This is a genomic window from Pararhodobacter oceanensis (genome assembly GCF_003076755.1).
Lineage (GTDB): Bacteria > Pseudomonadota > Alphaproteobacteria > Rhodobacterales > Rhodobacteraceae > Pararhodobacter > Pararhodobacter oceanensis.
The window spans coordinates 124,637-149,719 of record NZ_QDKM01000004.1 but is presented as its reverse complement, the minus strand read 5'-3'; the positions used below and the strand labels follow the sequence as shown (position 1 = coordinate 149,719).

Below are 25,083 nucleotides of genomic sequence, written 5' to 3'. Positions count from 1 at the left end.
TTTAGCACAGAGCCACACCGCGCCAATCCCGCCGTATGGCTCCCGAACCTCAGGTCAACCGCCGCTCACCGGCCTCGATACGCAGCGACAAGAGGTTCTCACGCGGCGGCAGCGGGCAGGCAGCATGGGCGGTAAAGGCGCAGGGCGGGTTCACCGCGCGGTTAAAGTCGATGACCAGCGTCTCCGCCCCCACCTCCTCGCCAAAGACAAAGCGCATCTTCTCATAGGTCTCATCGCGCGAGGTCAGATCGCGGAACACAAACATCGGCCGCTCGGCAGTGCCATGGGTGGCCAACAGCGTGATCTCTTGCCCCAGAATCGTGAACCGCGCTTCATGGGTCGCCCGCCCTGTCAGCGGAATACCGATGATCGTGTCGATGGTCAGATCCAGTGGTTCGGGCAAGGCGCGCCAGGCGGCGGTGACCCGCAGGGCGGGATCAAGCGGGTAATAGCGGGGCCGCTCCAGCTGCGCCGGTGCCTTTGATTGCGTGTCACGAATGCGCAGCCCGCGAAACGCCCCCAGCGCCATGATCTCCAGCAAAAACCGCCCCGCGCGCCATGAAAACTGCCCCGCCGCGCGGTCCAGTGCCACTTCCGCGCCCTCCTCAGGCACAAACGCGCCGGTGTCATCCGCGCGCAGCGTCAGCCGCCCCAGAACCTCGGGCCCCACCGGCAGGCGAATATCCGCATCCGCGCCGCTGCCGATCTGCCAGTCACCGGCGCCGATCCACCAGCGGCCCAGAATATTCAGCCAACCGCTCTCGGCGGTCAGGAACGTCATCCGCCCGTCCAGCCATTCCGCATGCGCCTCATCGAAGGTTTGTTCGCTCATCTTCGGTCCTTTCCGCCTAAAACTCTGGCCAGATCTCTGGCCCTCAGTTTTTGGCTGTCTACCTTTGGCCCAAGGCATAGGCGGCTTGCGCGTCACCGGCAAGCGCCCGCGGCCCGACAAACTGCCGTCAACCCGCCGTCAACCCGCCCCGTGATCACATAAAATCCCGAACAGTTGAAGTGCACCTCCCCGGCGCCCGCGATAAACAATCGGCACCCGATAGCGGCGCACGGCCCCTGCCCGACGCCCCCGCACCACAGGAGTTCGCGATGTCCCTTTTCCGCCTCACCAGCTGCGCCGCCGCGCTGCTCGCCGCCTCCAGCATCGCCGCCTATGCCGATGAGATCACCGGCAGCGCCAGCTACCGCGAGCGTATCATGCCGCCGCCGGACGCGCGTTTTGTTGCCACGCTGCTTGATGTCTCGCGCGCCGATGCCCCGGCGCGGGTGATCGCCCAAAGCCAGACCCAAGAGGCCGGCGCCCCGCCCTATGGGTTCACGCTGGAATATGACACCGCCGAGATCGACCCGCTTGGGCGCTATGCGGTGCGCGCGGCGCTCTATTCCGGCGCGCAACTCCTCTTTACCAGCGATACCGCGACGCCGGTGCTGACCGGAGACGCGCCAAGCACCGTCACCCTGATGATGGTCCGCGCCGAGGATCAGGGCACCGGTGATACGCCCGTGCCGATCGGCGCCCATGGGCTGCAACTGCCCGCCAGCTTCACCGGCACCCTGCCCTGCGCCAGTTGTGAAGGCATCACCTATCACCTCGATCTCTGGCCGGATCAGGGCTATCACCTGCGCCGCATCTGGCAGGATGAAGACCCGCTGATCGAAGACGAGACCGGCTTTTGGCATGCCGACCCAACGCGCAGCGCGATCGTGCTTTCGGGCGATGGGGGCTCAGATGCCTCGCAATGGCAGGTGCAATCCCCGACGCAAATCCGCCTGTTGGACAGCGCGGGCAATCCCCCCGCCTCCGCCCTGCCCTATGAATTGACCAGCGACGCCACGCTGACCCCCGGCGAGATCAAGGGCGCGTTTCTCGGCGGAATGGTCAGCTTTAGCGACGGCGTCGCGCGTTTCGAAGAATGCGGCACCGGCCAGAGCTATCCGGTCGCGACCGAGGGCGACTTCCCCGCGCTGGAACGCATCTATCAAGAAGATCACTCCGACAATGGTGCGCCGCTCTACGTCAATCTCGAGGGCAGTCTGCTGCTCCGCGAGGGCAATGCAGGCGCGCAGGAACTGACCCTCAGCATCGACCGGATGGTGCGCAGCCGCGAAGGCGTCACCTGCGAGCGCCAGCGCGCCAATGCCGAACTGACCAATACCTATTGGCGCATCGACACGCTTGGCGGCGACACCCTCCCTTCGCTGCCCGAAGGCACGCGCGAACCGCATCTGATCCTGCGCAGCGCAGAGGATGCGGGCGCGGAGGCGCGGTTCTCGGCCACCGCAGGCTGTAACGCGATGATGGGCGGCTACGAGCATGAGGGCGCGCAGATCAGCTTTGGCCAGATCGCCAGCACCCTGATGGCCTGCCAATCCCCGCTCGACACAGTAGAGCGCGACCTCGCGCAGATGCTCTCGCAGGTGCAAAGCCACCGGATCAACGGCGAGACACTGGCGCTCTATGACGCGGCGGGCGAGATCATCGGTGTGATGACTGCCGTTTACCTGCGCTAACCGCGCCCCATACTGAAGGGCTGGCATCGACTCTCCATGATCGCTGCCAGCCCGCCGACACCCGCAAACCGCCGCCATCCAACCGGCCCTGATGAAATTCGTCATCACAGATTAACGAATTTTCCACCAAACCCGTTTTACGCTGGCACTTCGGTTTTCCACTTTATACGGTGGCCTTACCAGCACCGGCGGCTTTGTTGCGCGACCAGTCAACTCGCAGATCGCGACCGTCCCCTGCGCCCGAAGCAAGGACATTTATGAACACATCGGTTGATATCGGCATCGTCGTCCTGATCGCAGCGACTATGGTGGTGATCTCATTCGTAACCTGTGTTCTGGCGCGGCGCAGCGCCATCGTTGACGACAAACTTGCGCGCGGGGCGACATGGCTGATCGTCGCCAATCTCACCTTTCTCGGCGCCGCTGCGGCGGTCTCGCTGATCAATGTGGTGCCCTTGCAGATCAGCACCAGCATCGGCATGTCCGGCGTGTTGTTGGGGGTGTTATTCGGCTATTTCGCGATGAGCGCCGGCCTCGGCGCGCCGCCCTACACGCGGGTGTTCTCGGGCATCGTCGCCGCCAGCATCCTGTTGCAATTTGTCATCTCGCTCAACACCGAGACCATGGTGCTGCTGATGGCGACCAATTCGGCGATCAACGGGCTGTTGACGCTGACGATGGGCGGGGTGGTGCTGCGCGCTGCCCGCAGCTATCCGCGCGAATTCCGCGTGCTGGTCGGGGCGCCGTTTTTCGTGCTCTCGGCGGGCTATACGCTGCGCCTGTCGATGATCACCTTTGGCGCATCGGTCACCCCCATCGTCACCGCCACCGCGCTTTTGACCTTTCTGCTGGCCTTCTCCTCGCTGCAATGGAGCTTTAGCCTGATCGCGATCCGCGCCTCGCGGCTGAACACCTCGCTGGAGGCCGAGCGCAAGACCGCGCAGGATCTGGCGCAATCGCGCAGCCGCTTTCTGGCCCATATGAGCCATGAAATCCGCACCCCGCTGAACTCGGTTCTGGGGCTGGCGGATGTGTTGCAAACCACGCTCAAAGACCCCGAGGCGCGCGAGACCGTGCGCCATATCCAGACCTCCGGCGATCTGCTGATCCATATCCTCAACGATATTCTCGATGTCTCGAAACTCGAGGCCAGCGCGGTGAAACTCGAGCATCTGCCGGTTGATATCACCGCGCTCCTGGCCGAGATCGAGGCCAGCCATGCCCCCGCCTGCCGCGACGCCGGTCTCGCCTTCGAGATCGAGATCGCCCCTGAGGTTGCCGGTCAATGGCGCGGCGATCCGCACCGGATCAAACAGATCCTGCATAATATCATCGGCAATGCGGTGAAATTCACCGAATCCGGCCATGTGCGGGTTGCGGCCAGCGGCTCCGAGCAGTTGCAACTGACCATCGAGGACAGCGGCATCGGCATGACCCAAAGCCAGATCGCCACGCTGTTTGACGAGTTTTTTCAAGCCGATGAGGGCATCACCCGCCGCTTTGGCGGCACCGGTCTGGGCATGGCGATTGTCAAACGTCTGATCACCCTGATGGGCGGCACGGTCGAGGTGTCCAGCCAGCCGGGCCAAGGCACGCGTTTCTCGCTTACCCTGCCGCTTGAGCGCGCCACCGGCCCCGCCATTGCCGCCCCCGCGCAAGACCCCGCCGCAACCGAGGCGGATTTCACCGGTCTGCGGGTGCTCTGCGCCGATGACAGCGCCGGTAACCTGCTGGTGCTGGGCAAGATGCTGCGGTTGATGGGGATGGAGCCGGAAACGGTCAAGGATGGCCATGCCGCGATTGCCGCCGCCAAAGAACAGCGTTTTGATATCTATCTGCTGGATATCTCCATGCCGGGGTTTTCGGGGATCGAGACCCTGCACGGGCTGCGCCAGATCGAGCAGGACCAGCAATTGCCCGCCGGTTTCGCCGTCGCCGCCACCGCCAATGTGCTGCCCTTGGATGTCGAGCGTTATCTTGCGCTGGGGTTCGACACGCATCTGCCCAAGCCGATCCGGCTCGAGGCGCTCAAAGAGGTGCTGCAGGCCAGCCAGTTCGGCAGCAATGACCAGCGGGCGGTCGCGGAATAGCCCGCCACGCCGCCCGCCATCTGATCACCCGCCGCTCCGCCCTTCGGGCCGGAACCCCAGTAGCCGCAGCGCGTTCAGCGTCACCATAACCGTCGCGCCGGTATCGGCCAGAATCGCGATCCACAGGCCGGTGAAGCCCATGACCGTGGTCACCAAAAACACCGCCTTCAGCCCCAGCGCAATCGCCACATTCTGCCTGATGTTGCGCATCGTCGCCCGCGACAGGCGCAAGAGGCCGACCACATCCGCCACATGGTCGCGCAACAAGGCGCCGTCAGCGGTCTCCAGCGCCACATCGGTGCCCGAGCCCATCGCAATACCCACATGCGCCGAGGCCAGCGCCGGTGCGTCATTGATCCCGTCGCCGACCATCATCACCTGCGCGTTTTCGGTCAGCGCGTTGATCGCCGTCACCTTATCCTCGGGCAGCAGCCCCGCCTGATGCTCCAGCCCGATCTGCGCCGCAATCGCCGCGCCGGTGCGCGCGTTATCTCCGGTCAGCATCACCGCGCCGACGCCCATCTCCGCCAGCGCCTGCACCGCTTTCGCGGCATCCGCACGCGGCTCATCACGCAGCGCGATCAGCCCCAAGAGCCGCTCACCGGTGAACACCGCCACCACTGTTTTACCCGCGCCTTCAAGCGCTTGCACCTGCGCCAATGCGGCCTGATCCATCACGCCCGCCTCACCAGCCAGCGACGGCGCGCCAACGCTCCAGCGCGCGCCCTCCACCGTGGCAAAGGCCCCTTTGCCCGGGATCGCCCCCGCATCCCGCGCCTCGGGCCAGTCGATCCCCTCGGCCTCGGCCTGCGCCACAATCGCGCGGCCCAAAGGATGGCTCGCCCCCATCTCCACCGCCGCGGCAATCCGCAAGACCTCCGCCTCCGTGCCCGCCAGCGCGATCACCTCGGTCACCTGCGGCCGCCCCTCGGTCAAGGTGCCGGTCTTGTCGAATGCGACTTTCGTGGTCCGCGCCGCCGCCTCGATCACCGCGCCGCCCTTCAGCAGCAATCCGGCCCGCGCGCCGCTCGACAGCGCCGAGGCAATCGACGCCGGCACCGAGATCACCAAGGCGCAGGGGCAACCGATCAACAGCAGCGCCAGCGCACGGTAAATCCACACCTCCCAGAGCGCCCCCGCCAGCAGCGGCGGCAGCAGCGCCACCAAGAGCGCCGCGCCGACCACCGCGGGCATATACCAGCGGCTGAACCGCTCGATGAACCGCTCGGTCGGCGCGCGGGCGCTCTCGGCCTCTTCGACCAGCCGCACGATCCGCGCGATGGTGTTGTCCTCGGCCGCGCGGCTGACCCGCACCCGCAGTTCCGCCTCGGCGTTGATCGACCCCGCGAAGACCTCCGCGCCGGGCTCTTTCAGCGCTGGCACGCTTTCGCCGGTCACCGGGCTTTCATCAACGCCCGAGGTGCCCTCGCTGACCACCCCGTCCGCCGGTATCCGGTCACCGGGGCGCACCTGCACAATCTGCCCGATGCGCAACTGCGCCGCCGGAACCTCGCGGATGCGCGCGCCGACCACCAGTCGCGCGGTTTTCGGCACCAGATCGGCCAAGGCGCGGATGCCGTCGCGCGCCTTATTCGACGCCAACCCCTCCAGCATCTCGCCCACCGCGAACAGGAACACCACCAGCGCCGCCTCGCCCGCCGCACCGATGAACAAAGCGCCAATCGCCGCGATGCTCATCAGCATTTCAATGGTAAAGGGCATTTTCGCCCGCACCATCCGCCACGCCTTGCGTGCAATCGGCGCGACGCCCAGCAGCGTAGCAAGGGTGAAGGTCCCTTGCGCAACCACACCACCGATGGTCAGTTCCACCGTCCAAGCCAGTGCCAGCAATGCGCCGGTGACCACAAGCAAGCGCCCCTTGGCGCCGTGATACCAGCGGGATTTGCGCGGCGCCGCGGCGGCGCCTGCCACCGGCGCGGGCTCGGTGCCATCGGGCAGGATGAACGCCCCCGCCACCCGCTCGGGCGCCGCGCCCTTGGGGCTGATGCCAAAGCCCAAACTGCGCACCGCTTTCTCGACCTGCGCAGGCGTGGTTACCCCGTCGTCCAAGCGCAGCCGCAAGCGCTCGGTGATCAGCGCCACTTCGACGCCCGCAACCCCCGGTAAACCCTCGACGGCGCCGCGCACTTTCGCCGAACAGGCCCCGCAATCCATGCCGGTCACGCGCCACTCCATCGGCTTTATCTCAAGGCTACCCATCGCAAAATCCCGCGTCTCGATTGATCTTGCGGCTAACATAGGACCTCCAGTGACTAGAGGTTCAAGGGGGCGGATCAATTTAAATCCGCGCCCCATAACCTTGCCCCGATACCTTGCCCAGAGCGCTGCGAAACCCTACAGTCACTATAGAGATTGGAGGCCAAATGCTCAGCATCGGAACCATGGCGAAACGCACCGGCAGCAAGGTGCAAACGATCCGCTATTACGAGGAGATCGGCCTGATGCCCGCGCCCGAGCGCACCGAGGGCGGGCAGCGGCGCTATGATCAGGCAGCGCTCGACCGGCTGTCCTTCATCCGTCACGCCCGCGATCTGGGGTTCTCATTGGGTGCGATCCGCGAGTTGATTGATCTTTCCGACACGCCCGACCACGCCTGCGCCCATATCGATGCGATTGCCCATAAGCAGCTCAAGGCCGTGGAGGCCAAACTCCGCCGCCTCAGGGCCCTGCAAACCGAGCTAAAGCGAATGATTTCCGAGTGTTCGGGCGGCACCGTCGCCGAATGCCGCGTGCTCGAAGTGCTGCGCGATCACGGCGAATGCCTCTCGGACCACAGCGCAGAGGCCTAAGTTTGGGCCGCCGCGCGGGTCTGCAACAACCGCATCCCAATCGCCATCGACGGCCCGATCCCCAGCGCGAACACCACCGTGCCCAGCCCCAAAGTGCCGCCCAACAGCCAGCCGATCACCACCACCGCGATCTCCAGACAGGTGCGCACCAGCGCAATCGGCCGTCCGGTCACCGCCTGCAAGCCGGTCATCAACCCGTCGCGCGGCCCCGGCCCAAGGTTCGCCACCAGATAGATCGCGCCGCCGAAACCGGTCACCACGACACCGGCCACCGCCATCGCGATATTCACCGCCAGTATCTCCGAGGTCGGCAGATAGGGCAGCAGATATTCCAGCACCAGCGAGATGATCACCGCGTTCAGGATCGTGCCCATCCCCGGCGTCTGCTTGAGCGGGATCCACAGCAGCAACACGCAGATGCTGATCGCGAAAGTGGCGAAGCCGAGGCTCCAGCCGGTGACATTGGTCACGCCCTGCGCGAACACCGTCCAGGGGCTGACCCCGACACCGGCGGCCACCAAAAGCGCTTCGCCCAACCCAAAGACCACCAGACCGATCACCAGAAACATCAGCGACGCCAGCGGCGGGCGCAGGGTCAGGGCGGTGGGCGAGCTCCAGCTCAGGCGCGGAACGGAGGTAACGGACAAAAAGCTCACGGTGGTATCCAGGGCTAGAGGGGGACGACCCGCGATATCTGACAGCTTCCGGGACGGGCGGCAAGGGTGGCGGTAAGGTTCGGTAGAAAGACCCTCCAGCAATCGACTTGCACCCCCCTAAACCTCCCCCCTCGCGCATAAAAAAGCCGGACCAAAGGTCCGGCGCTATCCCGCAAACGCCAAGCGCCGCGCCGGGTCTCCCCGCGCGCGGCGCCCGCAAACGCTTAGATCATGCTACGCCCGTCTTCCCGCGCGCTGCGCCATTCCAAAAAGAACGCGCGCAACAGGAATGAAAGCACCCCGGCAACAGTCGCAGGGAACATCAGAACGTAGATCGACAGTAAAGTCGGAGACATTAGGTATCCTTTCTTTAAGTGGCCGGCGTTGCTTCATCGAAGCTGCCGGTTTTTTCGCTGATCTGAGCGAAATCGAAACGCTCGCTGGCGCGCCACGAGAGGGCGACACACAGGAGCATGCTGACTGCATAGGCAAGCAGCGAGGCGGTGAGGATCGGATAGGTATGCAAGAACCCGATCCCGAAGGGCAGAACACCGACACTGGCGATGAAACCGGCGGCAATCCCCGCGCGGCGGCCCAGAAAGCCAAAGATCATCAGACCCGCGATCACCCCGACACCGATCACCGAGACGATATCGGTGACAAGCGCCACGCCGCCCTCAAGGGCGATCCAGCCAAAGCGTACGGGGAAAAACACCATAAGCGCGGCCAGAACCGAGACGGTGAAGGCACGGTTGGTCACCCGCTCCCAGTAAAAGCTGGCGATCACCGGAAACACCAAGGCTCCCCAGATCGCGCCGACCAGAACCAGCAACTCCAAGATATTAAACTTGCTGCTGGCAAAGTAAAGGGCGATGAGCGTCGCGGCAATCATTGTCATGCGGCCAATCAATAGCATCAGGCGCGGATTGGCCTCGCCATTCTTGGCAATATTACGCCCGTAAATATCAGTCATCACAATCGAGGACATCGCCGCCAGATCAGAATCTGCGGTCGAGGCCAGTGAACCGATAATCATCACAAAAAACACGCAGAGCAACAACGGCCCCAGATACATCGTCGCCAATTGCGGGATCAGGTTGTTGGTGTCGCCGTCCAATGGCTCAACGCCCAAATACAGCGCCAGCACCCCCAGAATCCCCACCCCGATCACCGTGGTGCCATAGCCAACGGTCGCGGTAATAAAGGTCTGTTTGATTTTATCTTCACGCACGGCGAATAACCGCTGCGCAATCGTCTGGTTGCCAATCGCATAGGCCAGAACCGCCGCGATATAAGGTGCACCTTGGTTAAAGAACGCGTCCGAGGAAAAGAAACTCTGCTGCTCGGGGGTTAAATGCACCGCACCGGTGACAAAAATCTCCGGCCCACCGGCGGCAAAAAACACCGCCGGCACAATGATCACCACCGCGCCCAGCATCGCGCAGACCTGAATAAAGTCGGTCAGGATCGAGGCCCGCACCCCCGACCACAGCGTATAGAGCAAAACACCGGTGCCGATCATCAGGATACCGGCGCTGAACGACAGCGGCGAGAGCATCGAAATCAGCGCCCCTCCGGCGATGAAATTCGAGGTCAGGCTCAACAGGCTGCCCAGCACATTCGAGCCCGCAAGGATCAACTGGCTCGAGCGGCCATGCCGCGCCTGCAGGATCTCGGCCAATGTATGGGCATTGGGCGCGATGCTGCGGATGCGGCGGCCAAAGGGATAGATGAACAGGATCATCAAGGCGCCCCACAACCCGTAATGGATCGGGCCGGACACGCCGTAAGTATAGCCCGAGGTCGCCGAGGCATAGAGCGAGGCCGCCCAGATCCATGTCGCGGTCATCGACGCCGCAGAGATCCCAAACCCGACCCTATTTCCCGCTGTCATATAGCTGTCGGCGTTCTCGCGGGAGCGGCCGATGCTCAGAGACAGCAAGAATGTCCCGCCAAAGAAAAACACGAGTAATAACAGAATGAGGGGCGTTCCGAGGGTTTGAGTTTGCATAGGTCCTGGCCAAATTGTTGTCAAAAGCGGTCCATAGCGCTGCCCGAGGGGGCAGCACTGGCAGGGGAGCCGCGGACCGCGGCGTGTTCGGGGTCGGCGCAGGAAGCGCCGGAATGCAGCCTCCCCAGAGGCGCATGACGCGCATGTGAACTGCGCCCGCTTCTGCCCTCATGGGGCGAAGCCGCACGCTTCATAGCCTGCTCCGCAGAAAGATACAAATTTTATAGCGAACTTTTTTCCGCTGCACTGCGGAAACGCGGAAAAACAGCCCGAAAACGGGGATTTGCGCGTTGGACCTCACCCGTGATGCGGGCTGATCCTCGCCCCCGCACCCGCGGTTTCGCCATCCCGCAGCATCATGGCCACCGCCCGACCGCGCCGCCAGTGCAGCCCCGCGCCTCACGCATTCGTGACGCCGCGCCCGCGTCTCGCATGCGACGATACCGCATGCCCCGCGCCCGCTCTCCTCGCCTCGCAAGCCTCACCGCGCGCCTCGCTACCGGCGCATGGGCCGCCGCGCTCACCCTCTCGCTGACCGCGTCGCGCCTTCTCGCTTGCGATATCGCTTTGGTGCTGGCGATGGATGTCTCGGGCTCGGTCGATGCCTATGAATACGGGCTCCAGACCCAGGGCATCGCGCTGGCGCTCCATGACCCCGCGATCACCGAGGCGCTGCTCTCGGGCCGCGTCGCGCTCAGCCTTCTGCAATGGTCGGGCGCCGAGGAACAATCCGTCGCCCTGCCCTGGCAGCGCCTGCATGAGCCCGCCGATATCCGCGCCGCCTCCGCCCGTATCGCCACCCTGCCGCGGGCCTTTGCGGGCGGCAATACTGCGGTCGGCGCCGCCATCGCCGCCGCCTCGGATCTGTTCAATCAAACCCCCGATTGCCGCAACTGGGTGATTGATGTCTCGGGCGATGGTGACGAGAACGACGGGAACACCGTCGGCCATGAGCGCCGCACAGCCCATAGGCGCGGCATCGTGATCAACGGGCTGGCCATTGAGGGCATGGGCACCGCCGAGGCGATCAGCAATTTCTACCGCCGCTGGGTCGTTACTCCGGGCGGATTTGTCATCACCGCCCAGCAGCACCGCGATTTTGCCCGCGCCATACGCGTCAAACTCCTGCGCGAGCTGATCGCGCCGATGGCCCTAAATCCCGCCGCACGGCCAACACCGCATCCCGCCCAAACCCTGCAGCTCGCCACGCAACTCACCTCGCTGGCGGAAATTTCTATGCCCACCGCCGCCCCATAGGCTTTTCTTCGCCGCTGAAACGCCTATGCTGAGGCAAACACTGAGGAATGCTATGGATCGCGGAATCGACTACGGAAATTTGATGCATCAGGCGATGCGCGGCCTGATCCGCGAGGTCTTGGAGCGTATCTCCACCGACGGATTGCCCGGCGCGCATCATTTTTTCATCACTTTGAACACCCAACACCCCGATGTGCAGATGGCGCAATGGCTGACCGAACGCTATCCCGATGAGATCACCATCGTGATCCAGCACTGGTTCGAGAACCTCAACGTCGATGAGGACGGCTTCGCGATCACGCTGAACTTCGGCAACCAGCCCGAGCCGCTCTATGTGCCCTTCGATGCGATCTCGACCTTTGTCGATCCCTCGGTCGAATTCGGCCTCAAGTTCGAAACCCATCTCGATGAGGATGAGGCGGGCGAGGACGACGAGGCGCCGATGGAGCATGTCGAAGAGCATGACGAGCCGCCAAAAGCCGGTGAGGTCGTCTCGCTCGATCAATTCCGCAAGTAACCGTCGCGAAATAACCGGCGCGAACTAACCGGCGTGGCAGGGCGTCCATTGTCTGGCTGCATATAAGACCCCATATCAGCCCGACATCAGTCCCTGCCCGCCCAAGACATTCGACACCCACAGGCGCATCCGGCGCGATACGGAACCCGTTATGAGCAAATCCTTGGCCCGTGTGCGTCAGGCCATCACCGATCTGGACCTGCGCGCCGAGGTGCTGGCCCCCGGCCCCAGCCGCACCGCCGAAGCCGCCGCCGAGGCCTGCGGCTGCGCGCTTGATCAAATCGCCAAATCCCTGATCTTTCAGGGCGAAAGCGGCGCGATCTATCTGTTTCTCACCGCCGGCGGCAACCGCCTTGATGAGAGCAAAGCCACCGCACTCGCCGGCGAGACACTTCTGCGCGCCGATGCCGCCACGGTGCGCAAATCCACCGGTTTCGCCATCGGCGGCGTCGCCCCCATCGGCCATCTGACCGCGCCGCGCATCTTTGCCGACCCGCGGCTGTTGGACTTCGAGACCGTCTTTGCCGCCGCGGGCACCCCGAACCATGTGTTCTCGGTCGCCCCCGCCGCATTATTCGCCGCCTGTAACGCCCAAACCGCCGAGTTCACCGCATGAGCCTGCCGCACCCGCAAGACGATCCGGCCTTTTACGACCATCTGATCCTCAAGCGCTTTCTGGCTTGGGTGATCGACCTTGTGGTCACCGTGGTGCTGGTGATCCTTGTGCTGATCGCCACCGCCTTTATCGCCGCCTTCTTCCTGCCGGTGATCTGGAGCGCGGTCGCCATTGCCTACCGCACGGTGATGCTCAGCCGCTATGGCGCCACTGCGGGCATGATGATCGCCTCGATCAAACTGCGCCATATCAATGGCCGCACGCCCGAAACCGTCACCTGCCTGTGGCATTCGGTGATCTACTCGGCCTCGATGGTGTTTATGGTGCCGCAGATCGCCTCGGTCGCCTTGATGCTGACCACACCCTATAAACAGGGGCTCAATGATGTGGTGCTCGGCACCACCATGGTGAACCGGTTTTTGGAATACTGACCCCGCCCGCAACACCCAGATGGCAAGGCTTTGCCGATCCAGGCGATTGATCGGGAATTGCTGCAATTTGCGCAGACCTTAGGGCTTGGCGCATTGAAAACCTCTTGCTAACCTGCTGTGTCGCCCCGGCGCTGTATCGCCCGATGCGTGCACAGAGGACCGAAAGACACAGGACCGAAAGGACAAGGCGTCCGCCATGCGTCATTCGCTACCCATCGCGCCGCAGTTCTATGTGACGGCGCCGCAGCCCTGCCCCTATCTTGAGGGGCGGCTTGAGCGTAAACTTTTCACCGCACTCTCGGGCGATTCCTCGCGCGCGCTCAATGACACGCTGTCGAAACAGGGGTTTCGCCGCTCGCAAAACGTGCTGTATCGCCCCGCCTGTTCGGAATGCAGCGCCTGTCTCTCGGCGCGCATCCGTGTTGCCGATTTCCAGCCCTCGCGCAGCCAGCGCCGGACGCTGAAGCGCAACGCCGCGCTCAGCCGTGAGGCGACCAGCCCCTGGGCCACCGATGAGCAATTCACCCTGTTCCGCCGCTATCTCGACAGCCGCCACGCCGATGGCGGAATGGCGGATATGGATGTGTTCGAATTCGCCGCGATGATCGAGGAAACGCCGGTGCGCTCGCGCGTTGTCGAATATACCGAGCCGCGGCATCCGCTGGGCGCCAGTGTTCCGGCCCGTGGCTCGGGGCGCGCGCTGACCGCCGTCTGCCTGACCGATGTGCTCGATGACGGGCTCAGCCTCGTCTATTCCTTCTATGAGCCCGAGCGGGTGCGCGACGGTCTCGGCACCTATATGATCCTTGATCACATCGAATTGGCGCGTCAGGTCGGCCTGCCCTATGTCTACCTTGGTTATTGGGTGCCGGGCAGCGCGAAAATGGCCTATAAGGCGGGGTTCTCGGCGCTCGAAGTCTATCATGACGGGGTCTGGAGCGATCTTGACGCGGTGCAGGCCGATGTCGAGGCGCCGCATCCCTTGGCAGTGCGCCCGATCACCGATCAGGTGGCGGCGATCTGCCTGCCGCCCGATTCTATGCCGGGCCTGCGCTACGACGAGTTTTAAGCCGCCCGCAGGCCGCCGCCGCCTCAGGCGCACAATCACAGGCAGTGCATAGGCGCCTCGCACAACCTTAAACCCCATGCCCGCCGGTCAATCCGCAGCTTTCGAGGCAAAATGCCGCAATCCAAGACAGAATGTTGCGACAGGCCGGCGATTTGCGACACTTTTTGGAAAAAGCGCGGTTGACGCTGCTCTGCGGCAACCGTAATGTCGCAGCGATTACGAAAGGTAAGCGGATGACCGCAGTACTCATTAGTTGAAGGGGGACGAACGGACCGGCATCACCGGCACCGAACGACCCCCGTTGCCCCCCTCGCCGGGGGTTTTTTATTGCCCAAAAGGCCAGTCCGGGACCAGGCTGGCGCAAGAATAGGTGGAGAAGATCATGTCCCAGCAGATGACCGGTGCGCGGATGGTTGTGCAAGCGCTCAAGGATCAGGGCGTCGAGGTTGTATTCGGCTATCCGGGCGGTGCCGTCCTGCCGATCTACGATGAGCTGTTTCAGCAAAATGAGATCCGCCATATCCTCGTGCGCCATGAGCAAGGCGCCACCCATATGGCCGAGGGCTACGCCCGCTCGACCGGCAAACCCGGCGTGGTGCTGGTGACCTCGGGGCCGGGCGCGACCAATGCCGTCACCGGCATGACCGATGCGCTGATGGATTCGATCCCGATGGTGGTGCTCTCGGGTCAGGTGCCGACCTTCATGATCGGCAATGACGCCTTTCAAGAGGCCGATACCGTCGGTATCACCCGCCCTTGCAGCAAGCACAACTGGCTGGTCAAAGAGACCGACAAACTCGCCGACACCATCCATCAGGCCTTCCATGTCGCCACCACCGGCCGCCCCGGTCCGGTGCTGGTCGATATCCCCAAGGATGTGCAATTCGCCGAGGGCAGCTATACGCCGCCGCAGCAGGCCAAAGTCTCGCATTACCAGCCGCGGGTGAAGGGCGATATCGAGGCAATCACCAAGCTCGTTGAACTCATCGAGCAGGCCGAGCGCCCGATCCTCTATACCGGCGGCGGGGTGATCAACTCCGGCCCCGGTGCCGCGCAACTCCTCACCGAGATGGCCGATGCGATGGGCTTTCCGGTCACCTCCACCTTGATGGGCCTCGGCGCCTATCCGGCGAGCAGCGACAATTGGCTTGGCATGCTCGGCATGCACGGTCTCTACGAGGCCAACTGGGCAATGCATGACTGCGATCTGATGATCAACATCGGCGCGCGGTTCGACGACCGGATCACCGGACGGCTCGAGGCGTTCAGCCCCGGTTCGGTGAAAGTGCATATCGACATCGACCCGTCGTCAGTCAACAAGGTGATCCGCGCCGATCTGCCGATCATCGGCGATGTCGGCCATGTGCTCGAAGACCTGCTGCGGATCTGGAAATCCCGTGGCCGCAAGACCAACCGTCCGGCGCTGAAAAAATGGTGGGCGCAGATTGACGAATGGAAACAGGTCAACTGCCTCGCCTATCAGGGGTCGGCGGATATCATCAAACCGCAACTGGCGCTGCAACGGCTCGAGGCGCTGACCAAGGGCATGGACCGCTATGTCACCACCGAGGTCGGCCAGCACCAGATGTGGGCGGCGCAATACCTCAATTTCGACGCGCCGAACCGCTGGATGACCTCGGGCGGTCTGGGCACCATGGGCTACGGTCTGCCTGCCTCGATCGGCGTGCAAATCGCCCATCCCGACGCGCTGGTGATCAATGTCGCCGGTGAGGCCTCATGGTTGATGAACATGCAGGAAATGGGCACCGCGGTGCAATTCCGCGCGCCGGTCAAGCAGTTCATCCTCAACAACGAGCGTCTCGGCATGGTCCGCCAATGGCAGCAACTCCTGCACGGTGAGCGTTACTCGCAATCCTGGTCCGAAAGCCTGCCCGATTTCGTCAAACTCGCCGAGGCCTTCGGCGCCAAGGGCTTGCGCGTCGATCACCCCGACCAGCTTGACGATGCGATCCGCGAGATGATCGCCCATGACGGGCCGGTGGTATTGGATTGCATGGTCGAAAAGCACGAGAACTGCCTGCCGATGATCCCCTCGGGCAATGCGCATAATGATATGCTGCTGCCCACCGATGAGGTCCGCGCCATCACCGGCGCCGGCGCCACGCTGGTCTGACCGGAGCGGGGCGCGCGCATCAAACCGCGCCCCGCACCGCCGCCACTCGATATTTAACACCGTCTTTACGGAGCCCGCATCATGTCCCCACTTCTCATCCAAAAAGGCTCGAGCGCCCATTCCGCCTATGACCTGCGCGATCCCCATGCCGAGGTGATCGAGACCCATACCCTCGCGGTGATCGTCGACAACGAACCCGGCGTCCTGGCCCGCGTGATCGGGCTGTTTTCCGGTCGCGGCTATAATATCGAAAGCCTGACGGTGGCCGAGACCGACCATCAGGGCCACCGCTCGCGGATCACCATCGTGACTACCGGCACCCCGCAGGTGATCGAGCAGATCAAATCGCAACTCAACCGCATTGTGCCGGTGCATGAGGTCCATGACCTCACCGTCGAAGGCTTCTCGGTCGAGCGCGAACTGGCGCTGTTGAAAGTCAGCGGCAAGGGCGAACACCGTATCGAAGCCCTGCGTCTGGCCGAGATTTTCCGCGCCAATGTGGTCGATTCGACGCTGGAAAGCTTCATTTTCGAGATGACCGGCGCACCGGCGAAAATCGACGCTTTCGCCGATCTGATGCGCCCTCTGGGCCTGAATGAGATCGCCCGCACCGGCGTCGCCGCCCTCTCGCGCGGCGCCTGACGCATCCGTGCGCAACGCCCCGCTGCCCGCGCTGCAGACCACCGCCAGCGGCCACTGCATTCTCTATGTGATGGCCGCCGAGCAGGAATACGGGCCGCATCTGCGCGCCCGTATCTCGCCCCTGATCACCGGCGTCGGCCCGATCGAGGCGGCGATCACCACTGCCACCGCGCTCACCCGTCTTGCACAGGTGGGCACGCCCCCCGATCTGATCGTCTCGCTCGGCTCCGCCGGGTCCGCGCGGCTCAGCCATTGCGGCCTCTACCAAGCCGACAGCGTCGCCTGGCGCGACATCAACGCCGCGCCCCTAGGCATCGCCCCCGGCACCACGCCCTTCGCCACATTCCCCGCCATCCTGCCGCTGCCCCTGCGCCTCCCCGACCTGCCCAGTGCCAGCCTCTCCACCGGCGGTGATATCGTCACCGGCAAAGGCTTTGACGCCATCGCGCAGGATATGGTTGATATGGAAACCTACGCCATTGCCCGCGCCGCGATGGTCGCGCAAACACCCCTGATCGCCCTGCGCGGCATCTCCGACGGGCAAGCGCCGGTCACCGGCCTGCATGACTGGACGGAATACCTCCATATCATCGACGCAAAACTCGCCACCGCCATCGACACTATCCCCGCCGCCCTAGAGACCGGCCTCCTGTGCCTCTAGCCCCTCATCTGTCCAAAAATATCCTGGGGTGAATTTGCGCAGCAAAGAGGGGCAAAGCCCCTAAGTTCCTCGCCGCAACTCCCCTCAAGCCCGGTGCCACCGCCGGGCCGCGCCCGACCCTCTCCCCGGGAGGGCGCCTCGGCGACACCCTTCACCGCGCAACCGAGATCCCTGCTCTCAAACACACCGCATCATAGCAATCATACCCGCGCCCACCCAGGATCGGGCGCAGCCCTTCATCTCATGCACCCCCGCGCGCCCCGTCGCGCCCGCCGAACGGGGGCTCGATGCCCCCTGAGGCGGCCCCCTCACACCCAGGTCTCGCGGTCAACCTCCATCAGCAGCCAATCACGAAACTGCCGGATCGAGGGTTTCACCGGCACCCCGGCACGCGGCTCCGGTTGGGCGAAATAATAGGCATGGCCCGAACCCGCCTCCGGCCCCACCGGCACCAAGTCGCCAGCGATAATCTCGGGCTGCACCAATAGCGCCGGCATCAAGGCCACGCCCATCCCCGCCACCGCCGCCTGCGCCAATGTCGCCACCTGTTCAAACCGCATCGCCGCGGCAGGCACCGGCCCGTCCATGCCCTGTCCGGCCCACCACGCCGCCCAACCCTCGGGCCGCGTGCTCATCGCCAATAGCGGCAAGCCCGCAAGGCTGAATTCCGCGCCCGGCCCGCGCCGCCCCCCGCGCTCGCCCAGCAATGACGGCGCTGCCACCGGCACCAGGGTCTCCTCGATCAACTGGGTCAACACCGCCCCCGGCCAAAGCCCGCGACAGGTGACCAGAGCGCCGTCAATCCGGTCCTCGCGCAGATCAAACGCGCCGATCCGGGTCTCGAAATTCAGCGTCACTTCGGGATGCCTCTGCACAAACCGCGGGATGCGCGGCATCAGCCAGCGGGTGCCAAAGGTCGGCAGGATCGCCAGCCGCAACTCGCGCTCGGGCGTCTGGCCGGTGGCCTGCAACGCGCCCTGCCCCAGTAGATCAATCGCTGCCCGCGCGGTCTCGGCATAGCCCAACCCCGCCGCGCTCAAGGCGGTGCCGCGCCCGCTGCGCTCGATCAGCGTCACGCCAAGCTGCGCCTCGAGTTGCGCCACCTGCCGCGAGACCGCGCCTTGGGTCAGCGCCAGATCCCGCGCGGCAGCGGTGAAGCTGCCGGTCCTCGCCACCGCGTCAAAGGCCAGAAGTGCCGAGGTGCTGGGGATCAATCTACGCTGCATCTATTCCATTTCCTCATAATGCTCTGCAGATTTATCGGTTTGTTCCGCGCCTGTCACATGTTAAATCTAGCCAAATCCAGATGCAGGAGAGTTTCATGACCGATCGCCCCACCCTCAAAGCCAAAGACGCGCCGGATCTGTCCTCGTTTCAGTGGGACGACGCGCTGCGCCTCGAGAGCCTGCTCAGCGAAGACGAACGCATGCTGCGCGACGCCTCGCGCGAATTCGCCCAATCGGTGCTGCAACCGCGGGTGATCAAAGCCTACCGCGATGAGGCCTCGGACCCCGGCGTGTTCAAACAGATGGGCGACGCCGGCCTTCTGGGCACCACCATCCCCGAGGAATACGGCGGGCTTGGCGCCGGCTATGTCACCTACGGCCTTGTCGCCCGCGAAATCGAGCGTGTGGATTCGGGCTACCGCAGCATGATGTCGGTGCAATCCTCCTTGGTGATGTATCCGATCTACGCCTACGGCAGTGAAGAGCAGCGGCGCAAATACCTGCCCGGTCTGGCCAGCGGCGATCTGATCGGCTGTTTCGGCCTGACCGAGCCCGACGCCGGCTCCGACCCCGCAGGGATGAAAACCCGCGCCCGCAAGACCGACAGCGGCTATGAGCTGACCGGCACCAAAATGTGGATTTCCAACGCCCCCTTCGCCGATGTGTTTGTGGTCTGGGCGAAATCCGACGCCCATGACGGGCGCATCCGCGGCTTTATCCTCGACAAGGGCATGAAGGGGCTTTCGGCGCCCAAGATCGAAGGCAAAATGAGCCTGCGCACCTCGACCACCGGCGAGATCGTGATGGAGGGCGTGCAGGTCGGCGAAGACGCGCTTTTGCCGCATGTTCAAGGGCTAAAAGGTCCGTTCGGCTGTCTCAACCGCGCCCGCTACGGAATCGCTTGGGGTGCCATGGGCGCCGCCGAATTCTGCTGGCAGGCGGCGCGCGACTACGGGCTCGAGCGCAAGCAATTCGACAAACCGCTGGCCGCGACGCAGTTGTTCCAGAAGAAACTCGCCGATATGCAGACCGAGATCACCCTCGGGCTTCATGCCGCGCTGCAGGTCGGCCGCCTGATGGACGAGGCCCAGGCCGCGCCCGAAATGATCAGCCTGATCAAGCGCAACAACTGCGGCAAAGCCCTCGATATCGCCCGCCAGTCGCGTGATATGCACGGCGGCAACGGCATTTCCGAGGATTTTCAGGTCATCCGCCATATGGTGAACCTTGAGACGGTCAACACCTATGAGGGCACCCATGACGTGCACGCGCTGATCCTTGGCCGCGCGCAGACCGGCTTGCAGGCGTTCTTCTAACACCTGCACGGGCCACGACCCCTTATATTCGGGCGGCGGCATCCCATCGGGGCCGCCGCCCGTCTCATTTGCCCCCGATCCCGTGAATGTTAGCGGAAACAGTTGCGTGATTTGCCCGGATTGGCTAGGGACAGCATATATCCAACCAAGGTGCCCGCGATGAACCCTGCCCTGCAAAGCCATGAGACCCAAGCCCTCTGCCGCCTCGCGCCGGTGATCCCGGTTCTGGTGATCCATGATGTCAGCCACGCCGAACCTTTGGCACAGGCGCTGGTCGCGGGCGGCTTGCCGGTGCTTGAAGTGACCATGCGCAGCGCCTGCGCGCTCGAGGCGATGGCGCTGATGGCAAAAGTGCCCGGCGCGCGGGTCGGCGCAGGCACGGTGCTCAGCGGCTATGACGCGGCGCGGGCCAAGGAAGCGGGCGCGACCTTTGCCGTCTCGCCCGGCGCCACCGATCCGCTGATTGCCGCCTGCACCGAACTGGCACTGCCGCTCTTGCCCGGCGCTGCCACCGCCTCCGAGGTGATGGCGCTGATGCAGCACGGCTATCGGATGCAGAAATTCTTTCCCGCTGGCCCCGCTGGCGGTCCGGCGATGCTCAAGGCGCTTGGCGGGCCGCTGCCGCAGGTCAGTTTCTGCCCGACCGGCGGTGTCAGCCTCAAGAATGCCAGCGATTACCTAGGCTTGGCCAATGTCGCCTGTGTTGGCGGCTCTTGGGTCGCGCCGCAGGATCTGATGGAGGCGGGCGATTGGAGCGGGATCACCGCGCTGGCCCGCAGCGCCGCCGCCCTCACCGTTTAACCGCGGGCGCAGACCTCAAGCGATTGCGGGCGCGGGCCTCAAGCGTCGCGCCGCCGCCGCGTTGCTGCCAGCACGCGACCGGACAACAACGCGCCCGCCGTCGCCCCCAATGCCGCGCCCAGCCCATCGGCCCAGAGATCGGCCCATTCCGCCGAGCGCCCGAAATAGGGCTGGATCAACTCGATTACGCCGCCGTAAACCAGCACGCAGAGAAACACATAGATCGCCATACGCGGGCGCACCAAAGGCAGCGGAAAGGCCAGGGCGCCGAAGGCCAGCGCGTGATAGAGTTTGTCGCTTCCCGGCGGCCCGCCCGCAGGCATCGGCGCCAGCGTCAACACCGCGATCACCAGCGCCAGCGTCAATGTCGCCGCCACGCCAATGGTCACGCGCCTGAGTTTTCTCTGTCCTGCCGTCACACTGCTCTCGCTTCTTGGTTAAGCGTTCATCAACCGGTCCAGGCGCGCCAAGTCAATCCCCGCGCCGCTCTGGTCGCAGAAAGTTGCACAGGAGCGCCCCGATCCGCCGATCCGCGACAGGCGCATTGCAAAGCGTGGCGCAACCTTTCACTAAGGCGGTAACGCGCCCGCCCATCCGCCAGCCCGCCTCTCCGCCAAGCCGCCCATCCGCCACAATCGCCCCTCGCGCCCAAGGAGCCCGCCATGTCCCTTGACCAGATCCGCCAGCCGCAGGACACCAGCGCCGCCGCCGTGGCCAGTTTCACCGCCTCCGCGCATCCGATTGATCTGGCGCATTGGCTCGCCCCCCTGCCGCTGGAAGATATCGCCAGCCATCTGACCGGCCAGCCCGAGGACCGCCGCGCCGAGGTCTTCGAGAACCTGCCGCTCGAGGTGCAACTGGGCCTCGCCCGCCATCTGCCGCGCGATGATCTGGCGCAGATCGTCACCGTGATGGATGCCGACGACCGGGTGGATTTCTTCAACGAACTCTCGCCGGTTGAACAGGACCAACTGGCCGCGACCCTGCCCCAAGAAGACCGCGAGGATATCCGCCAACTCTCTGAATACCCCGAGGAATCCGCCGGCGCGATCATGACCTCGGATTTCGCCACACTGGCGGCAGAGATGACCGCCGAGGATGCGATTGCCAGCCTGCGCCAACAGGCGCCGGGCACCGAAACCATCTACCGCTCTTATGTCATCGACCACCATGGCCGCCTCACCGGCTCGGTGCGGCTGCACGCGCTGATCCTGGCCGAGGCGGGCACCGAAATTCGCAGCCTGATGGAGCCGACGCCGATCTCGGTATCGGTCGATACCGACCAAGAGGATGTCGGCAAGCTGATCGCGCGCTACGACCTTCTGGCAATTCCGGTGCTTGATGAGGACGGGCGGCTGATGGGGATTGTCACCCATGACGACGCCGCCGATGTGATGCAGGCCGAAACCACCGAGGACTTCCAGAAACTCTCGACCGTGCGCCCCTTTACCCAAAGCCTGCGCGACGCCAGCCTTGGCATGCTCTATTCCAAACGCATCGTCTGGCTGGCGCTTCTGGTCTTCGGCAATCTCTTTTCCGGCGCCGGGATCGCCTATTTCGAGGAAATGATCCTCGCCTATGTGTCCTTGGTGTTCTTCCTGCCGCTCCTGATCGACAGCAGCGGCAACGCGGGCGCGCAATCGGCCACGTTGATGGTGCGCGCGCTGGCCACCGGCGACGTCAAACTCAAGGATTGGCGCGATCTGATCCTGCGCGAACTGGCGGTCGCGGCAGCGCTTGGCGCGACGATGGCGGCGGTGGTCTTTCCGCTCGGCATCTGGCGCGGCGGCACCGAGATCGCGCTGACCGTGGGCGTGACCATGTTTGCCGTGGTGCTGATCGGCAGCCTTGTCGGCATGTCGCTGCCCTTTCTGCTCAGCCGGCTGAAACTCGACCCCGCCACCGCCAGCGGCCCTTTGGTCACCACCATCGCCGATGCCACCGGCGTGGTGATCTATTTCAGCGTCGCCACCGCGATCCTGACGCTCTGAGCGCTCACGCCGCGTCGTGCGCCAGCTCCTCGGGCTCGATCCGCGGGTCTAGCGCCACCGCCGCGGGCGAGATATCGGGCACCGGCACGAATTTCTCGCGCGCCTCCTTGGGTTCGGCGGGTGCCGCCCAGACCCCGTAGAAGACAAACAGCGCATAGCTGCAGGCGACAAGCGATTCGAAGACGAAAAACGACTGCGGCCCGAACAGCGCCATCAACGCCGAGGCGATCAACGGCCCGATCGTCGCGCCGATTGAGTAGACCATCAGCAACCGCCCCGAGGCCGCGACATAGTATTTGCGGTCCAGCCGGTCGAAGGTCTGCGCCACACACAGCGGATAGACGCTCGACATCGTGCCGCCAAAGACCAGCGCCAGCACCATCAGCGCCAGCAAAGGCAAATCCCGCGCAAAGGCCAGCGACAGCAGCGCCCATGACGCCCCCACCGCGATCAGCAATCCCGCCATCACCAGCCGCCGGTCCATCCGGTCGGCCACGATCCCCACCGGCAGTTGAAACGCCAAACCGCCCAACACCACGGTGCTCATGAACATCGCGGTTTGCGCCACGCTCAACCCCACCTGCCGCGCATAGACCACACCCATCGCGTAGAACGAGCCGATCAACACACCGGCCACCGCCGCGCCGACCACGCCAACCTTGGAGGCCTGAAACAGCCGCGCGATGCCCAACACCCGCAGCTTGCCCAGATCGGGCTCGCCAAGACGGGTCATCGCTACCGGGATCAGGGACAGCCCGATCAGCACCGACGAGATCATCAGCAACTCGCCATCGCCGACCGGCGCGATATTCACCATCGTCTGGCCCAAGGCCAACGCCAGATAGAAGGTCAGCATATAGACGCCCAGCACCCGCCCCCGCGTCTCATTGCTGCTGCGCGAGTTCAGCCAGCTTTCAATCGCCGTGGTCATTCCGGCAATGCAGAACCCGTTGATGATCCGCAGCCCGCCCCAGGTCAGCGGATCAAATAGAAACGCATGGCCCAGACAGGTGGCGGCGGTCAGCGCGGCGAAACTCGAGAAGGCGCGGATATGCCCGATCCGCATAATGATATGCTTGGCCTTATATCCGCCAAAGGCCAGCCCCAGATAATAGGCGGCCATTATCACCCCGGTCAGCGCCACCGGATAGTCTGCCGCCTCCATCCGCAGGGGCAGCACCACGCCCAGCAGGCTGTTGCCCGCCATAAACGCCACCGTCGCCGTCAACAGCGACCGCACCGGAGCCATCACCGCGCGTAGTTTCAACACCATGATATGTCCCGCAACCAAGGCCCGACCGCGCCGCAATCCGCGCGGCGCATGGGGGGCGATCCCTCTCGCTTAGCAGATATCGCGCCGCGCCGGAATATCATCAACGCGGTGGCATGCAGTGGCCAGACAGACGAAAACCCCGACCAAAGCCGGGGTTTTCGCAATCACTCAGCCGCGATAAGCGCGGCGACATCTCAACACAAAGACCTGATAATTCAAAGCCTTACGCCAGACTCTTACGCAGCCGAGGCGCGCAGCATCCAGGCGGCTTTCTCATGGAACGCTGCCCGCGCGGTGGCCAGATCGCCGGTGGCGAAATCCTTGGCCTCTTCGGCGGTCTCGACCAGCGCGCGCATCCGCGCCGCCAGACGCTCATGCTCGCCCTGCAATTCGGCGACCATCTCTTGCGCGTTTTGACCGGCGTCCGGCTCGGCGCTATCGGGCCCCGACTGGAACGCCTGCGGTGCCACCACGGCCGGTTTGCCAAGCGCGCGAATCCGCTCGGCCAAGACATCAACCGCGCCGAACATTTCGGTGTAATGCTCTTCGGTCAGCATATGGATCGAGCGGAATTGCGGGCCGGTGACATTCCAGTGGTAGATATGGGTCTTTAAAACCATCCGGTAGGTTTCCGACAAAACATCGGACAATCCCTCGGCCACGGTTTTAACATTCGAGATCGCGGAGCCAGCGTCTTTGCCGGATGCGGTTTCAACCTTGTCCTTAGCCATTCTCTTTCTCCTTAAAATACTGCTTTGCTAAGCTCTAAATGGGGCGCGTCGCGCTCAGGTCAAGAAATCTGTCAAAATTTCTGCATTCCGCACCCGCAACGCCCCCTCAGGCCGCCAGTGCGTCGCAAGCGTCAGCCGCCTGTCGCCGCGCGCTTGCCGCGGCGGGCGCCGCCCCCTCAGGCTCACCGGATGGCCCTCCCTCTCGCCCCTCTGGCGGGCGTGCAGGCTGGCCACGCTCGGCAGGGAAAATCTCGGGGAAAAGGTCTTCGAAATCAGCTTTACAAATCATCATATGCGTAACTCCCAGAGGGTGACTGCGGTGAACATC

General features: G+C 64.2%; 23 protein-coding genes. 14 read left to right on the top strand and 9 right to left on the bottom strand.

Annotated elements, in window-relative coordinates; genetic code table 11:
- Positions 1 to 49: 49 nt before the first annotated feature.
- Positions 50 to 832 (bottom strand): DUF1684 domain-containing protein, encoded by a 783-nt coding sequence (locus DDE20_RS10720; protein ID WP_165814493.1) that lies wholly within the window; start codon positions 830 to 832, stop codon positions 50 to 52.
- Positions 833 to 1,101: 269 nt separating this feature from the next.
- On the opposite strand from DDE20_RS10720, the gene DDE20_RS10715 reads away from it, so the two are divergent.
- Together DDE20_RS10715 and DDE20_RS10710 are read left to right on the top strand one after the other, a co-directional pair.
- The gene (locus DDE20_RS10715; RefSeq protein ID WP_116558493.1) at positions 1,102 to 2,523 is read left to right on the top strand and encodes a YbaY family lipoprotein; all 1,422 of its coding nucleotides are present in this window, start codon (positions 1,102 to 1,104) and stop codon (positions 2,521 to 2,523) included.
- A 257-nt stretch (positions 2,524 to 2,780) separates the two neighbouring features.
- Positions 2,781 to 4,613: an ATP-binding protein gene (locus tag DDE20_RS10710; RefSeq protein ID WP_116558492.1), complete on the top strand. Its 1,833-nt coding sequence runs from the start codon at positions 2,781 to 2,783 to the stop codon at positions 4,611 to 4,613.
- Positions 4,614 to 4,637: 24 nt separating this feature from the next.
- Here the strand turns inward: DDE20_RS10710 and DDE20_RS10705 are convergent, their stop codons facing one another.
- Positions 4,638 to 6,833: a heavy metal translocating P-type ATPase gene (locus DDE20_RS10705; RefSeq protein WP_240607997.1), complete on the bottom strand. Its 2,196-nt coding sequence runs from the start codon at positions 6,831 to 6,833 to the stop codon at positions 4,638 to 4,640.
- A 164-nt stretch (positions 6,834 to 6,997) separates the two neighbouring features.
- Here DDE20_RS10705 and DDE20_RS10700 point away from each other — a divergent pair, with 164 nt between their 5' ends.
- On the top strand, positions 6,998 to 7,423 hold the full coding sequence (locus tag DDE20_RS10700) for a MerR family transcriptional regulator (RefSeq protein WP_116558491.1): 426 nt from the start codon (positions 6,998 to 7,000) through the stop codon (positions 7,421 to 7,423).
- Here the strand turns inward: DDE20_RS10700 and yczE are convergent.
- From yczE to DDE20_RS10690, 3 genes are all read right to left on the bottom strand, one after another.
- Positions 7,420 to 8,079: a membrane protein YczE gene (yczE, locus tag DDE20_RS10695; RefSeq protein WP_205961655.1), complete on the bottom strand. Its 660-nt coding sequence runs from the start codon at positions 8,077 to 8,079 to the stop codon at positions 7,420 to 7,422. The genes DDE20_RS10700 and yczE overlap by 4 nt on opposite strands.
- A gap of 224 nt (positions 8,080 to 8,303) precedes the next feature.
- Positions 8,304 to 8,435, bottom strand: a complete 132-nt coding sequence (locus tag DDE20_RS19240) for a putative transporter small subunit (protein WP_240607996.1) — start codon at positions 8,433 to 8,435, stop codon at positions 8,304 to 8,306.
- A 14-nt stretch (positions 8,436 to 8,449) separates the two neighbouring features.
- Entirely contained in the window at positions 8,450 to 9,973 is a 1,524-nt protein-coding gene (locus DDE20_RS10690) for a sodium:solute symporter family transporter (protein ID WP_205961654.1), read from the bottom strand.
- Between the two features lie 564 nt (positions 9,974 to 10,537).
- On the opposite strand from DDE20_RS10690, the gene DDE20_RS10685 reads away from it, so the two are divergent.
- The 8 genes from DDE20_RS10685 to DDE20_RS10650 all read left to right on the top strand — a co-directional run bounded on the left by DDE20_RS10685 (position 10,538) and on the right by DDE20_RS10650 (position 17,417).
- A complete protein-coding gene (locus DDE20_RS10685) occupies positions 10,538 to 11,347 on the top strand; it encodes a DUF1194 domain-containing protein (RefSeq protein WP_116558489.1) in 810 nt (269 codons plus the stop codon).
- 52 nt (positions 11,348 to 11,399) lie between these two features.
- Positions 11,400 to 11,864, top strand: a complete 465-nt coding sequence (locus DDE20_RS10680) for an SspB family protein (protein WP_116558488.1) — start codon at positions 11,400 to 11,402, stop codon at positions 11,862 to 11,864.
- Positions 11,865 to 12,015: 151 nt separating this feature from the next.
- Complete coding sequence (locus DDE20_RS10675) at positions 12,016 to 12,480, top strand: YbaK/EbsC family protein (protein WP_116558487.1); 465 nt, start codon at positions 12,016 to 12,018, stop codon at positions 12,478 to 12,480.
- A complete protein-coding gene (locus tag DDE20_RS10670) occupies positions 12,477 to 12,911 on the top strand; it encodes an RDD family protein (RefSeq protein WP_116558486.1) in 435 nt (144 codons plus the stop codon). Before DDE20_RS10675 ends, DDE20_RS10670 begins: the two co-directional genes overlap by 4 nt.
- Before the next feature lie 196 nt (positions 12,912 to 13,107).
- Entirely contained in the window at positions 13,108 to 13,980 is an 873-nt protein-coding gene (locus DDE20_RS10665) for an arginyltransferase (protein WP_116558485.1), read from the top strand.
- Positions 13,981 to 14,362: 382 nt separating this feature from the next.
- Positions 14,363 to 16,114: an acetolactate synthase 3 large subunit gene (locus DDE20_RS10660; protein ID WP_165814492.1), complete on the top strand. Its 1,752-nt coding sequence runs from the start codon at positions 14,363 to 14,365 to the stop codon at positions 16,112 to 16,114.
- Between the two features lie 81 nt (positions 16,115 to 16,195).
- Positions 16,196 to 16,756 (top strand): acetolactate synthase small subunit, encoded by a 561-nt coding sequence (gene ilvN / locus DDE20_RS10655; protein ID WP_116558483.1) that lies wholly within the window; start codon positions 16,196 to 16,198, stop codon positions 16,754 to 16,756.
- Between the two features lie 7 nt (positions 16,757 to 16,763).
- Entirely contained in the window at positions 16,764 to 17,417 is a 654-nt protein-coding gene (locus DDE20_RS10650) for a 5'-methylthioadenosine/S-adenosylhomocysteine nucleosidase (protein WP_240607993.1), read from the top strand.
- A 308-nt stretch (positions 17,418 to 17,725) separates the two neighbouring features.
- Here the strand turns inward: DDE20_RS10650 and DDE20_RS10645 are convergent, their stop codons facing one another.
- Positions 17,726 to 18,643: a LysR family transcriptional regulator gene (locus tag DDE20_RS10645; RefSeq protein ID WP_205961653.1), complete on the bottom strand. Its 918-nt coding sequence runs from the start codon at positions 18,641 to 18,643 to the stop codon at positions 17,726 to 17,728.
- Positions 18,644 to 18,738: 95 nt separating this feature from the next.
- On the opposite strand from DDE20_RS10645, the gene DDE20_RS10640 reads away from it, so the two are divergent.
- Both DDE20_RS10640 and DDE20_RS10635 read left to right on the top strand, forming a co-directional pair.
- Positions 18,739 to 19,959: an acyl-CoA dehydrogenase gene (locus DDE20_RS10640; protein ID WP_116558481.1), complete on the top strand. Its 1,221-nt coding sequence runs from the start codon at positions 18,739 to 18,741 to the stop codon at positions 19,957 to 19,959.
- A gap of 159 nt (positions 19,960 to 20,118) precedes the next feature.
- On the top strand, positions 20,119 to 20,760 hold the full coding sequence (locus tag DDE20_RS10635) for a bifunctional 4-hydroxy-2-oxoglutarate aldolase/2-dehydro-3-deoxy-phosphogluconate aldolase (RefSeq protein WP_116558480.1): 642 nt from the start codon (positions 20,119 to 20,121) through the stop codon (positions 20,758 to 20,760).
- 38 nt (positions 20,761 to 20,798) lie between these two features.
- Here the strand turns inward: DDE20_RS10635 and DDE20_RS10630 are convergent, their stop codons facing one another.
- Entirely contained in the window at positions 20,799 to 21,149 is a 351-nt protein-coding gene (locus tag DDE20_RS10630; protein ID WP_240607991.1) for a VanZ family protein, read from the bottom strand.
- 273 nt (positions 21,150 to 21,422) lie between these two features.
- Between DDE20_RS10630 and mgtE the strand changes: the two genes are divergently transcribed.
- Entirely contained in the window at positions 21,423 to 22,751 is a 1,329-nt protein-coding gene (mgtE, locus tag DDE20_RS10625; protein WP_116558479.1) for a magnesium transporter, read from the top strand.
- Between the two features lie 4 nt (positions 22,752 to 22,755).
- On the opposite strand, the gene DDE20_RS10620 is transcribed toward mgtE, so the two are convergent.
- On the bottom strand, positions 22,756 to 24,024 hold the full coding sequence (locus DDE20_RS10620) for an MFS transporter (RefSeq protein WP_165814491.1): 1,269 nt from the start codon (positions 24,022 to 24,024) through the stop codon (positions 22,756 to 22,758).
- Positions 24,025 to 24,260: 236 nt separating this feature from the next.
- On the bottom strand, positions 24,261 to 24,755 hold the full coding sequence (locus DDE20_RS10615) for a Dps family protein (protein WP_116558478.1): 495 nt from the start codon (positions 24,753 to 24,755) through the stop codon (positions 24,261 to 24,263).
- Between the last annotated feature and the right edge of the window lie 328 nt (positions 24,756 to 25,083).